The organism is Mucilaginibacter sp. Mucisp86 (assembly GCF_047324315.1).
GTDB lineage: Bacteria > Bacteroidota > Bacteroidia > Sphingobacteriales > Sphingobacteriaceae > Mucilaginibacter.
The window spans coordinates 6,252,649-6,267,034 of sequence record NZ_CP168503.1 but is presented as its reverse complement, the minus strand read 5'-3'; the positions used below and the strand labels follow the sequence as shown (position 1 = coordinate 6,267,034).

7 protein-coding genes are annotated in these 14,386 nt (G+C 41.9%); 2 read left to right on the top strand and 5 right to left on the bottom strand.

Going from position 1 to position 14,386, the window contains the following annotated elements:
- Positions 1-45: 45 nt before the first annotated feature.
- Positions 46-1,197, bottom strand: coding sequence for a glycoside hydrolase family 130 protein (locus ACEN9X_RS26085; protein ID WP_413667918.1), 1,152 nt, complete (start codon positions 1,195-1,197; stop codon positions 46-48).
- Between the two features lie 119 nt (positions 1,198-1,316).
- Here ACEN9X_RS26085 and treA point away from each other — a divergent pair, with 119 nt between their 5' ends.
- The gene (treA, locus tag ACEN9X_RS26080) at positions 1,317-2,963 is read left to right on the top strand and encodes an alpha,alpha-trehalase TreA (RefSeq protein WP_413671160.1); all 1,647 of its coding nucleotides are present in this window, start codon (positions 1,317-1,319) and stop codon (positions 2,961-2,963) included.
- A 162-nt stretch (positions 2,964-3,125) separates the two neighbouring features.
- On the opposite strand, the gene ACEN9X_RS26075 is transcribed toward treA, so the two are convergent.
- Positions 3,126-5,165 (bottom strand): glycoside hydrolase family 65 protein, encoded by a 2,040-nt coding sequence (locus ACEN9X_RS26075; RefSeq protein WP_413667917.1) that lies wholly within the window; start codon positions 5,163-5,165, stop codon positions 3,126-3,128.
- Between the two features lie 31 nt (positions 5,166-5,196).
- Positions 5,197-6,525, bottom strand: coding sequence for a vanadium-dependent haloperoxidase (locus ACEN9X_RS26070; protein WP_413667916.1), 1,329 nt, complete (start codon positions 6,523-6,525; stop codon positions 5,197-5,199).
- 243 nt (positions 6,526-6,768) lie between these two features.
- On the opposite strand from ACEN9X_RS26070, the gene ACEN9X_RS26065 reads away from it, so the two are divergent.
- Positions 6,769-7,686 carry a hypothetical protein gene (locus ACEN9X_RS26065; protein WP_413667915.1) on the top strand — a complete coding sequence of 306 codons (918 nt, stop codon included), beginning with the start codon at positions 6,769-6,771 and terminating at the stop codon, positions 7,684-7,686.
- Position 7,687: 1 nt separating this feature from the next.
- Here ACEN9X_RS26065 and ACEN9X_RS26060 read toward each other — a convergent pair whose 3' ends face one another.
- Positions 7,688-11,029: an FG-GAP repeat domain-containing protein gene (locus tag ACEN9X_RS26060; RefSeq protein WP_413667914.1), complete on the bottom strand. Its 3,342-nt coding sequence runs from the start codon at positions 11,027-11,029 to the stop codon at positions 7,688-7,690.
- A complete protein-coding gene (locus tag ACEN9X_RS26055) occupies positions 11,016-14,318 on the bottom strand; it encodes a VCBS repeat-containing protein (RefSeq protein ID WP_413667913.1) in 3,303 nt (1,100 codons plus the stop codon). Before ACEN9X_RS26055 ends, ACEN9X_RS26060 begins: the two co-directional genes overlap by 14 nt.
- Positions 14,319-14,386: the final 68 nt, after the last annotated feature.

Here is a 14,386-nt window from a genome sequence, read left to right as displayed (position 1 = left end):
TTTAAGCCATAATTTTTCTGTTTAATAACAGACTACAATCGACTGCTATTCAATCGGATCGGGCGGTGCAGGTTTAGATGGATTATATACTGCTACTGCCACCCGCGAATCGGCACAGCCGTAGTACATAAACCATTTCTTTTTAAAGTAAACCATTCCCTCAATAAAAACGGTTCCGTTTATATATTGTCCGCTCTTTTCAAAAGCTTCCATCGGTCTAAGGAAAGGAATATCAAGTCGCGTTTTAAATTTAGACGGATCTTTTGCATCAAATAAGGCCTGCCCAGCACAATACGAATTGGCATTGAACCGCTTATCCCTACCTTCCGCTGGTTTGTTTTTGCCGTTATAAAACAGGATCACGCCATTTTTAGTCATCAATGCCGGCGGGCCGCATTCGGTTAAATCGCTATCAAAATAACCATCGCGAGGTGACATAAGCTCTTTCAGATCCCCCTTTTGGTCAACTACCGGCACCCAGTCTACTAAGTTTGTCGATGTTGCGGCGTATACATGGTGTTCGCCCCAATACAACCAGTATTTTCCATGTGTTTTAATAATTACCTGTTTACCATTAACCACCCGGGTTAATATGGAGGCTGATTTACTGGCAATATTAAAAAACTTACCATGGTAGGCGGTCTCAAATATTGGCCCGTGCTTTTTCCAGTGGATCAGGTCTTTTGACGTCGCTATGCCTAATCTTGGTAAATCCCGGTTCCATTCGGTGTAAAAAATAACATAGGTACCATCGGGCGTAACTGCTACACGCGGGTCTTCACAACCGCCAGGCCATTCGTATTTTTTGGCGATGTCGTTATCCGGGTAAAGTACAGGTGTTTCTCTTCGGTTAAAATGAATCCCATCGTTACTTTCAGCATAACCAATACGTGAGGTGCGGAAGCCGATGCCTATACCATACAGATCCTCGGCCCGGTACAGTACTACTATTTTATTGTTTTTTATAGTCGCTGCAGGATTGAAAGTATCATTGGCTTCCCATTGAACCCGCTTATTACTCATGGGATCAAGGAAGCGAGACGCAGTATCCGGCGATATGATTGGGTTAATATTTGCCGGCCGTACAAACCCGCCAAATGCCCACGAAGGTAACTTGTTAACAGTTGACTGGCCATAGCAAACATGGGCAAACAAAAAAGAAAATATAATGTACCCTCTTCGTAAAAAGCTTATCATGGTAAATGATTTATGGTTTATAGTATGGGGTCATACGGATGATATCTTTTATATCCTGCACAATAATGGCTGAAAACAAAGCAGATATCAATTATAATCGCTTCAAAAATAGTAAATTTATCTCCTGTTATAAACCAAATACCTATCCTGCAAAAAGGTGTAATTTTAAGCTGATGAGAAAACTTCTTTTACTCGCATTTTTATTCTTTGTATTACAGGCAAATGCTCAAACCGCCACACCACGGCAACAGTTTCCGGGACTGTTTGAGGCGGTTCAGACCTCAACCATTTTTCCGGATAACAAGACCTTTGTTGATGCCGTGCCCAAGCAGGATCCTGCACTGATCATGAAAGCTTATAATGAGCAGAAAGATAAGCCCGGCTTTAGCCTGCAGGCATTTGTTTTAGCTAATTTCAATGTCCCTGTATCGCACAACAACTTTCAAACCGATATATCCGCGGGGATTCGCAAGCACATTGATACTTTATGGCAGGTATTACAGCGCCGCCCTGACGAAGCCAAGCCTTTTTCATCGGCACTTGCCTTGCCTAATCCATACATTGTGCCTGGCGGCAGGTTCAGGGAAATTTATTACTGGGATTCGTATTTTACAATGCTCGGCCTGCAGGAAAGCCACCAGGTGAAGGTGATCCACAATATGGTCGAAAACTTTGCTTACCTGATTGATAAATATGGCTTTATCCCCAACGGCAATCGCAGCTATTACCTCACCCGTTCGCAGCCGCCATTTTTTGCTATGATGGTTAACCTCCTGGCAAAATTGGAGGGCGAGAAAGTGCTGGTACATTTCAGGCCACAGTTGATCAAAGAATATGAATACTGGATGCATGGCTGGGAAACAATAAAGGCCAATGAAGCGGCACACAGGGTTGTACGTATGCCAGATGGCGTTGTTTTGAACAGGTATTGGGACGAAAGCGATGAACCGCGCGAGGAGTCATACATAAAAGATGTTGATGCAGCTAAAGAAAGCAAACAACCGTCGGCCCAATTTTATAGAAACATCCGTGCAGCTGCGGCTTCAGGCTGGGATTTCAGCACGCGATGGTTTGATGCATCGGGCAAATTGCCAACTATACAAACCAGTGATATCATACCTGTTGATCTGAATTGTTTATTATATAATTTGGAAATGACCATCGCCCGCAGCTTAAACCAACTCCCAAATGCCAAACTGGCTAAAATGTATAGGTATAGAGCAAACAGCCGGAAAAATGCAATCCTAAAATATTGCTGGAGCCAAAAAACAGGCTGGTTTGATGATTATAACTGGAAATTGAAGCAACAATCAGCTATTGAAACGCTTGCCGGCGAATTCCCGCTTGAATTTAAAATTGCCAGCGATGAGCAGGCCCGTTTAGTGGCCGATGGGCTCAAAAGCAACTTCCTGAAACCTGGTGGCCTGGTTACCACGCCAAACTTTTCGGGCCAACAATGGGATGCACCAAATGGCTGGGCACCATTGCAATATATGGCTGTAGATGGCCTTGAAAAATACAATTACAATACACTGGCAAAAGAAATTGCTACTCGTTGGCTTAAACTTAATATCAGGGTGTTTAAACAAACCGGAAAATTATTGGAAAAGTATAATGTGGTTGATACACAATTAACTGCCGGCGGCGGGGAGTACCCCCTGCAGGATGGCTTCGGCTGGACTAATGGGGTTTTATTGCATTTGGTTAACAGATATCACATTGATACAGAACAACTGGAAAAAACACCGGCTGAAGTTCAGAATTGATTAAACTGTAAAGCATGTTGTAGAATCCAGACTTACGAAGTTTCGAAAACTTCGTAAGTCTTAACTATCGTGCGGAGGAACTATGAAGCATCTATACAATACAGATCTGCTTCCGTGCGATTGCCACGCTGCGCTCGCAATGACCGTGTTTATTGATGATGTTTACTTTATCATATAGGTAGCCTTATTCATCCCAACACCAGTAATTTTCAATGATTTCCAATTCGCAGGTAATTTACTTTTAACCTGCACAATGCCGGTTGGCGTAATATCCAAACCGCCAAAACCCATCAACAGGCTTTGAATAATTCCTCCTGCCCCGGTAGCGAAGTACGGGTTGGTTCCGCCTTTGGTTTCGGCAATTACACGGAACGGCGGATTAAGATTGGGCTCGTACGCGTCTTTAAAAAAATGCAGGGCCTTTTCTCCATTGCCCAAGCGTGAATATAACAGCGCAAAAACGGCCTGGGTCATGGCCGGGGTGCCTTCGTTGGGTACACGGGTTTCGTAGTATTCGAGATCTTTTTTTATCTGAGCCGGATCGGTTATTGTTTTAAGCGGATAGGCCAACAGGTTAACATCAGCCTGTTTAATCCCCTCGCCATTGTAGGATGCGTGTTCGCGGGTAACCCCATTATCCAACTTCAGAATTGGGATATTTTGAGCAACATTCACCCAATCGGCGTCGGCTTTTTCTCCTAAAATTTTAGCAGCAGTGGTGGCATTTAAAAGGTTTGCTTTTGCAGCGGCATTGGTGAATGCGTTGTTATCAATATTTTCGGCCCATTCGTCGGCCGCAACTACGTTTTTAATATCGTAATGACCGGCTCCGTTGCGTTCAACCCGGCTTGCCCAGAAATCGGCAGTGGCCGAAAGTATAGGCCAGCCTTTTTCTTTCAGCCATTGTTTATCCTGGGTAACACAATAATAATTCCATGCCGCAAGTGCCACACAAGCCGTAATATGATGTTCAAAAGGGCCGCTCAATGCCCAAACAGGTGTTTCCTCTACCCCGCTGTCGGCGCTTTCCCAGGGAAACATTGCCCCTTTATAACCATGCGAAAACGCATTTTTATGCGCGGCATCCAGGCGCTCAAACCGGTACTCGACCATTGATTTCGCTATTTCGGGATGCAAAACCAACATGGCCGGATACATCCAAACATCGCAATCCCAAAAAACGTGACCATTGTAACCCAATCCTGAAAGCCCCATTGGTGAGGGCGAATATGCCGTACCTGCCCTCGAAAACGAGTATAAATGATATAACATGCTATGAATATCCTGCTGCGATTGGTCATCGCCCGCTATCTGGATATCGCTTGTCCACAGCTCATCCCATGCCTTATTATGAAATTTGATGAGCCTGTCGCGGCCTTCCAGTTTAGCAAAAATAGTAAGGCGCTCGGCTTCATTCAGTGGGTCGGCATGATGTGCTGAAGTTATGGACGAACCAGTAACAGCATAATTGTAAGTTTGGCCGGCAGCTATAGCTTTGCTAAATTTCATGAGGTGCATGTTATTATCCCACATTTCATGAATGATGCGGGGCTCCTGGCCATGCGGCTCGCTAAATAAAAAGGACGTAGACGCACATAGCTGCATTTTACCAGTGGGGCTTTTTGCTGTTGAAGTAAGTAAGCTTATGGTTACATGCGGCCTGTCAATTTCATTATAGTAATTCTGAACCTCTTTAAGCGCGTCGGGCGCTTCCATTACACTTGCGGATGTGATGCTGATAGCTTGCTTTGCCGTCACCGAAACATCCATCAAAACGGTAAAAGGCAATTGCCTAAGTGAGTAATAGGTGTATTTTATGGTCGCTTTATCGGCATAATCAAAAGTGGTGGTGAATGCAGCATGCTGCATATCCAACTCTTGCTTAAAATTACTGATGTTTTTGGCATCGATGCGTTTACCATCAATCTCGAGGTACATGTTAAGCAGGTTAAAACTGTTCAGAAAATTGCTTACCCGGCCCCGGCCATACAGGTCATAAGCACCAGCCAGCACTACATTTTTAACCTTGAATGGTTCAGGGGCAGATACTATCCCGATCATCCCATTGGCTACCGTAATTCCGTAGTAGTTAGATGGATCAATTTTATCTGCTTTAATTTTCCACGGGTCAATATTTTGTGCTTGAGATACCACGGGCACCAGTAAAGCAAAAAACAAACCAAACTTAAATACCTTATTCAAAATCAATAACTTAAATTCAATAACTAAAATACTACTTAACCTTTAACTGAAGCTTTTTAACAACCAGTTGCCCTATTTCGGCACCTTGTTTGTTGCCTACAACACAGGCATTTTTGAAGTGGATCCCTCCCATTACCCTCGACATAGCTGCAGATTTTGCCGCCTCCCGGAATGACTTAAAAGATAAAGGATCGATCCCAAACTCCATTTCTGATGAATCTGTATAGGCAAAATCATCACCAATTCTATTGGTAAGTACCTCGGCAGCAGCCGATGAAATCACAGCGTGACCACTGCTGTATTCCGGAAATGGAGGCGTTTGAATGTACGGGCGCCAGTCGGCATCTATATATTTGGTAATTATAGTTTCTGGCCGTACGTAGTTTGAGCGATATTTAAGATACCAGCAATTGATAAAACCGTCGAACAGGGCAATTGAGGTTTCGGTATAAACGCTAACCGTAGTACCAAAATCAAACTTTTTACTGCGTGTGCCTATAGCTGTTATATTCATCCAGTGCCCTCCTGGCGAAAACTTCTTGGTTGCAAACGATGCATGGCCTACTACATTGAGCTTAAAAGCATTATCATCCCAAAAATCGGCCTGGTGTTTTTGTTCTTTGGTCAGGCTGTCAACTATTTGTTTTACCTCAAGCGCCTGTTTATAAAAGGGGCTGTTATGATCTTTAACATTAAATACCGGTGGATCAGGTGGAATAAATTGCGCCGTTGAATCCAGCACCATCGGCCTGATCTCGCCCCAATGCGCTTCCAAAGCCTGAGCATACATGGGCGGCGTCGGGATCCAGCGGCCATCCTGCTGTTTCACAGTATATTTACTTGCCGAACGCGTTTGGGCATAATGATCTCCCTTACTCCATTTTAGTATAAATTTGGCAACTTTACCGGCATAATTTACCGAGCCTTCAAACAGTGCCGACGGCATACCTGCATCTTTAGCTTTCTTTTTGAGTTCGTCAACATATTGATCCATACTACCTTCTGGAAATGTTACCGCATTGCCAACGGTGCAAAATGCAAGCAGCGAAGCAAACTGATAGTCAACAGCTGTGTCTTTTGATGCTTTTGGTACGACAGGCAGGTGCTTAATTTGCCCCGCTAATGATTTAAAATGTTCAGGATCGCCGGAGGCAATGACTTCATATGCAGCGATATTGGCATATACATAATTACGGGAAGCTGTTACCGGCGGAAAGTTATTTTCAAGAACGATATCATTCAACTTTTTAACGGTTAAACGGTAAAGTTCAGGGTCGTGAATTACTTTTTCATAATCAGGTTTTTTACAGGATGTAAATAGAAATAATACCCCGGAAAGGCAAAATAAAAAGGATCTCATAAATTATAAAATAGGTTAAAACCAAACAGGTAAATAGGGAAAACCTATCGGTTTTTTTTAATTGCTTAACAGCCAATATAGGCTTTTTTTAGCAATAGAGCAGTATAAAATAGTTTGCTTTTTGATTAAAAAATGCACTTTTTCACTTAAATAAACACATGTTATATTTTCAATACAATATGTGTTACAAATGATGCAAGATTGTTAAATTTACGATCCCTTGTATTCCGCTTTTATAAACCAATGAAGAAAAAAGTTCTTATCATTTTAGTTTTTGCTATTGTTATCGTCTGTGTTATTCCATCAAAAAAAAGTATCAGTTATACAGAAACTATTGAGGCTTCGGACTTTGTTACTGCCAAATTTTTAACTAATCAAAACAACTGGCACAAATGGTGGCCCGGAACTAAAATAAATGACCGCCAATTCCGCTACAACGATCTTGAATTTAAGACCATCAAGTTTACCAACGGCGGGGCCGAGCTCAGTATTCAAAAAGATAAACTCTATCTTAATTGTACAGTTAATTACCTGGCAGCTAATGAAGGTGAAGTTAAAGTTATCTGGGACATTACAAAAGAAAGTGGAGCGGCCTTCCCTCCTATACTTGATAACTTTAAACTAACGGGTATTGAAAAACAGATAACGGAAATTGCCAACCACCTTAAACTTTTTTTACAAAATGAAAAAAACGCTTATGGGTATAAAATCTATTTAAAAGCTGCGCAGGATACTGTTTTAATAACCTCAACAACCCTGTTAAGCACCTATCCGTCTACCCCGTACGTTTACAATATCATTACCGATTTAAGGAAACAAGTAACTGCCAGCGGCGCCAAAGAAACCAATTATCCGATGATGAATGCTACGAAAATCGGCGAAGAGCAATACCAGGTAAGTGTTGCGGTTCCCATCAATAAAAAGATCATACCATCGGCAAAAACTGCTATAAACTATATACCCAAAGGAGGTAATTTGTTAGTAGCCGATGTAAAAGGCGGCTCCAACACTGTAAAGGATGCTTTGGCCCAGATCAAAATATACATGAAAGACCATAGGCTGATATCCCCGGCAATGCCGTTTGAGTCATTAATAACCGACCGTTCGGTTGAAAAAGATACCTCAAAATGGATCACCCAAATATATTACCCGATATTTTAATTTAGTGGTTTATCTGCAGTAACCGGCCGTCATAAGTAACTACTAAATAACTATGAGGAATAGCCGTTTTAAGCGGTATTAAATTACTGAGCTCCTGAAAATTGAATGAGGCATTTACCCAATAGCCGGGATTTTCAAAAGCTTTGTTATTTTTATTATAACCAAGCTCGGCTAAACCAAGCGCATCATACTTACCTTCATAAGGTACTACCCCCCAAAAGTTTCCGTTGAGCAATATATTGCCGCTGTCATCTTTTAACACCGACTTAATCGGGGCTTGCTGGTACAAATAAGGCAGTGGCGTAACCGACGCCGCATGTAATACATCGCTCACAAAAATACTATTGAACTGATTTACGCTAAGGCGCCTAGCATCATCCAATTTATCTTTAAATATTTCGGAAGTGGTTTTGTCGGCCATTTTTTGATAGCTGAGCCATTCTTTTTTAAGATATGGCAGTTCCTGCTCCAAATCATTTTTAGGGCGGAACGGATAGTATAAGCTTTTGTAAAAGTATGAGAGGATCAGATCGTTTTTGCCGTCCTTATCCAAATCGGTATTATAGGCGAACAACGGTTGATCAGCGGCAACGTTATATTTATTGTTTAGGCCCCAGTTACCGGCAATCAGGTCGGCCTTACCATCGCCATCAACATCGGTTATCATTGCCGATTGCCACCAGCCCTTTTCCTTGTCTAAAACCTTCGACGAAAATCGCTTTAGTTTTTTTCCGTCATTCAGAAAAATATAAACGGGCTGCCACTCGGCAGTGATCAGCAGGTCGGGTTTGCCATTATGATCAATGTCGGTTGTTGTTACACTGGTAACATATTGCAGGTTAGTAATTTCATCAAAAGCTTTATCATGACTTATTTCAAATGCACTATTGCCTTTGTTAATTAAAATTGAAGACGGAACAACGGCTGTATAGTCTTTAAATGAAACGGCACTTGTTAATAAAATATCATTCAGACCGTCCCCATTAAAATCAAATAAGGTGATTTTTGATGCCTGGTAATTAATTTTCGGCAGCGGCTTATATTCAAACTGGAAATTGCCTTTGTTTAAATATAATCGCGGCTGAACCAACTTTTCTGTCTCCAAAAATGGATGATTGGCGCTGATCACGATCAAATCGGGTTTGCCATCATTATTTACATCTGCCCATACAGCCTGTTCATCGCCGGTGTTTTTATACTGATCAAATAATGCCACCCTTATTTTGTTGAAGCCGCCAGATTTATTGCCTGCAAGTATATATTTTTCCTCATCTGCAATACCACCTACATAAATATCATCAATGCCGTCATTATTTGCATCGGCTACAGCAACTGCCGGCGTATGTGGCAAATAGGTATGGGGTAAAAGTGAGTAATAATTAAAATCAGGCGTGTCAAAAGTTTTAACTGATGCCAAAAGTTTTGATTGCACGGGCTTATAGTCAAACTGCTTTTTATCGCTGATGAAGGCATCTATAACCCCGTCTACAGGTTTCCTGTCAACTATCTGTGCATTATAACTTATAATTGTCTTCTGTCCGGGCTTGAAATCTTTGATCACCTGATAGCTATTATCCGGCCATACTACCAATAGCGATTCCGGTTTATCACCTGGCTCAAACGTAAATAGCAACTCATTGTTTAAATTGCTCTCGTAAGCGTTACTGGTTTGGATTTCCTGGTGATCGATATGTTTTTTTGATTTCAGGAAAAATTTGGTGCCGATACCATCACGGTTCAAAAGATTATACTTTACAGCATATTTCAGAAAAGAAGGCTTGCCCTCTTTATGACTTTCAATTGTTGTGTTTTTATAAATGAAGGCCGGTTCATCCATGTTATTGGTTACCATATCAAGGTCGCCGTCATTGTCCAGATCAACGGCAACCGCGCCTGCCGATATGGATGCCTGTTGCATATCATTAGCCGATGATTCATCGGTAAACTTCAGCTTATCCCCTCCGCGATAAAAGTAGTTATGCACGCCGCCCTCCGGCATTTTATTGATCTTTTCCTTGTCAAATACGCGGTTTTCCTTGTAGGCTTGCATTACCGTAGGGTCACCAAGGTATTTCAGGTAATCCATATCATTGAGGCGGCGTTTAATACCATTAGAAAAGAACATGTCCTTCGTGCCATCCATATCAAAGTCCTGAACCAGCGGCGACCAGGTCCAGTCTGTAGCCGAAATACCACTATATAAACTCAAATCAACAAACTTATTACCATTACCTACGTTTAGCTGCAGGCAATTTTTTGAATATTGATAGTAATACCCGGCATTAACTTCCTGGTTGTAAATATCCAGGGGTTCGTCATTTATGGTCGAGCGGAGCACTTTCATTTCTTCAGGAAGCATATCGGTGCTAAGCACATCCAGGTGCCCGTCCTTATTGATATCGCTGATGGTATTCCCCATCGAAAACAGGCTTGTATGGCCGAATGCACTTTTTAATTCCTCTTTAAAAGTGCCGTTATGCTGGTTAACGTAATAATAGTCCTGCTCAAAAAAGTCGTTACTTACATAAATATCGTCCCATCCGTCGTTATTTAAATCTCCAATGCTTACCCCCAGGCCATAGCCAATCGGAGCCGAATAAATACCAGATCCAACGGTTACATCTGTAAAATGTCCATTATCATTTCTGAAAAGATGATCGCCCGCGTCATGACTGTATTTGAACCGTTGGGTGGAATCACCATAAGTATCATTGCTGTGCACTGATGAGGTAAGCAGGAACATATCCAGGTCGCCATCTTTATCGTAATCAAAAAACGATACCTGAGTTGAGAGGCCGGCAAAATCGAGCCCATATTTAGCTGCACTTTCGGTAAAAGTTAAATCTCCATTGTTGATATAAAGCTGATTTTTTCCTTTAAAAGTCTTATAGCCTGATACTACGCTCACGTATATATCCTTAAGCCCATCGCCATTGATATCAACCACCGTTACACCGGTTTGCCAGCTACCTGTACCGGCAACACCAGCCTTATCCGTAATATCCTCAAACTTCATCCCGCCTTTGTTCAGGTAAAGTTTATTCGGCCCCTGGTTAGATACAAAATACAAATCGGGCAGGCCGTCGTTATTAAAATCGGCAGTGGCTACCCCTGCTCCGTTGTAGAAATACAGGTAATCTAAAATATTAACCGAATCTGTTACTATATTTTTATTGACGAAGGTTACTCCTGTTTCATTGGCCGGGAGCAATTTAAATATGCCCTCACCACCTTTTTGCGGTTTACAGGAAAACAAACCCGCTACACCAATGCATAACAGTATAAGGAAATATTTAAAAGTATTTTTGTTAAACAGCATTAAATTGGTGTTAGCGAAGTTCATAAGCTTTAAGCGGTTCATCGTTAATGCCAAACAGGTAGTAGTTTTTGCCCCCTGCATTTTTAATAACAACCGATGAGCGCACCTGTCCGTTTAAATTGAGCCCGGTTTGCGCAGTAGGGAAATAAGTAAACCCATTTTTTGTGTATTGATAAACCTGACCGTGGTTAGCATCAAGCCTCCCGACTTCGGGCTTAAAGCCATAAAAATTGCCACCTAATATGATCTTCCTGGTGCCTGTATTATCAATATCGACACACAAAATAGTATTTACCATTGATAGCTGCGCATCAGCGGGCAACGGTTTACAGCTAAATTTTCCGCCTTTATTAAAGAATACAGCCGAGGCCAGGAAGTTCATCTGATGCGTTTCAGCGCCATCAAGCATATCTGCAGTAAATACTTCGTTAAATGGCTTGCCTGCATAGTCTATATAGCGTAAAAAGCGTTTTTTTAGGATGGGCATTTGGCCTACTAAATCGGGCTTCATATGGAAAACGTAGTTTACACCATCGCTTTTATACATGGAGGTTACGCATTCTTTAGTGCCATTATTATCAAAATCCTTTACGTGAATTTCCATTGGCTGATCAAACGACGCCCTGAATTTTGAATTGAGGCCAATGTTACCGCCAATAATATCAAGTGTACCATCACCATCTACATCGGCAACCTCCAAGCTGCTCCACCAACCTTTGTAGTTAGCCAGTTGCTTATCTTCAGTAAACTTACCTTTATTGTTTTTAAAGATCCGGATCCCCATCCAGTTACCTGCCACTATCAAATCGGGCGAACCATTATTATCTATATCAACCCATTTGGCGGCTGTTACCATTCCCAGCTTTGTATCATTACCTAATACAGCTTTAGATACGTCCGTAAAATGCCCGTTACCATCGTTATGAAAAACAAATGAGCGAGGCGAGCAACCATAAAGTCCCGGTACGCTTCTGCCACCAATAAAAAGGTCGGGTTTGCCGTCGCCGTCATAATCTGCCGAAACAATTACCGAAGTATTAACCGCGGCGTGTAACGTCCTTTCGGGGTCGCGATGAAAATTGCCCTTGCCATCGTTTACAAAAAAACGCGGATTATAAATCGGTGTTTCTGCTTCATCGGCATTGCCCCCTACTCCTATGATCAGGTCAAGGTCGCCGTCGCCATCAAAATCGCCAAAAACGGCACCCGCATTTTCAAGATACCCTTGCTTTTTAAAATCATCGGGAACGGTTTGTTTAAACCGTCCGTCTTTTTGTTGAATATAGATAGCTGCAAAATTGTTTTTTGAGCTGCCGAAGTAAAAATCTGTAAGACCATCACCGTTAACATCGCCGGTCGCCATGTACGGGTTTTCTGTCGATAACATCTGGAGCATCAGACGCTCATTGTCAAAGTCGATAAAATCATCCTCTTTATGCCTTGGGATGCTGTCAAAGATCGATTTGGTAACATCCGCAAACATTGTTTTAACCGGAGGCTTTGTCCAGTTGTATTTCAAATTAGCGTCAGTTTGTTTTATAGTATAAACTTTATCAGCAATTACATTTTTCAGTAACTGATAATTATTGCCGGGCCAAATCACCTGTATTGAATCAATCGTTTTGTATTTTCCGATGCCGATAGTAAGCAAATTGGGCGACGTGCAACTTTGGAACCCACGCGTTGGTTGATTGTAATAAATCAGTGAACTACCCTTCATAAATACCTTTACCGTTGCGCCAATACCAAAAGTATTTAATCCGGCACCATTCAATTTTAATTGAATGTGATGGTTGCCATTTTTTTCGGCATTATTTTTAAAGATCGATACAGGAGCATTTTCATTATTTACGATGAGATCATTGTCTCCATCGTTGTCGAGATCTGCATAGGATGATCCGTTGCTGAACCCTGGCTTATCCAAACCAAAATCAGCTGATTTATTGGTGAAGGTTAGGTTGTGATTGTTCAGATAGGCATAATTTGAAATGGGCGATGATGCCATTTTATCAGTAAAATCCTTATAATCAAACTTTTTTCTGCCCTCGGCGATCTTTGCCATATTGTCTCGGTTCCCCAAAAACTCGATATAGTCCTGATCTGTAAGATCTTTGTAGATACCGTTTGATACAAAAATGTCTTTCCAACCATCATTATCCATATCAAACATCAACGCTCCCCAGCTCCAGTCTGTCGCGGCTACTCCTGAGTAAAAGGCAGTTTCGGAAAAAGTGCCATCTCCATTACGCACCTGCAGGCAATTTTGCATGTATTGGTTGTAATAGCCATCGCGTTGTTTAGCTTTGATTACGTCGTAAGATTCAAACGCCGTCATCTTTTTTAGCCGCTGATCACCTTCGGGCAACATCTCGGTAGTAAAAATATCATACTGCCCATCGTTATTGACATCGGCGATATCCGACCCCATTGAAGCCAGGCTCAGGTGACCGGTTTCATTTTGAATATCTTCTTTAAAAGTTCCGTTTTTTTGATTAATGTAGAGGTAATCGCGCTCAAAAAAATCGTTGGATACATAAATATCAGGATACCCGTCCTGGTTTATATCCGCAACAGAAACGCCTAATCCAAATCCAATGTCACTCGAATAGATGCCGGCGTCTTTAGTTACATTGGTGAAGTGTCCGCCATCGTTACGGTACAGCCGTGCGCCACCCAGCTCGTCAACAACAGCGCGAAGGTTTTTACTGAAATCGAAGGATTCTATGGGCCTGAAAGAGTTATTTAATACAAAGCAATCCAGATCGCCGTCGTTATCATAGTCGAAAAATATGGCCTGGGTTGATAACCCGTTATCCACCAGGCCATACTTTTGGGCTTCTTCTTTAAACGTACCATCATGCTGGTTTATAAACAATTCATTTCCTTTTTCATTGCCGCGTGCATTTCCACTATGACAAACGTAAATATCAAGCCATCCATCACCATTGATATCAACCATGGTTGCTCCGGTGCTCCAGTACTTAGTCCCTTTAACCCCTGCCTTACCGGTTACATTTTCAAATTTCCAATTCCCTTTATTGATATATAACTGGTTGCCACCCATGTTTGAGGTTAAGTAAACGTCGTTTAAACCGTCGTTATTAACATCACCGATAGCCACCCCGCCCCCGTTATAATAATTACGGAAAGTAAAAACGTTTGTACGGTCCTGATCATTAAGCTGGTTAGCAAAATTTACGCCCATTGCTTCGTTATTTTGGAGCGTAAACAGGGTTTGCTTATTGGCACCATTACAAGCGCAAAGAATGGTAAGGGTTAAGCCAAATAGAGACAGGGGTATCTTTGGATGCATATAATCAGGGATAAAACAAACGTAGCGGAGTTTTCCGCTACGTTCCTTTCAATCAAATAAATCTCAAA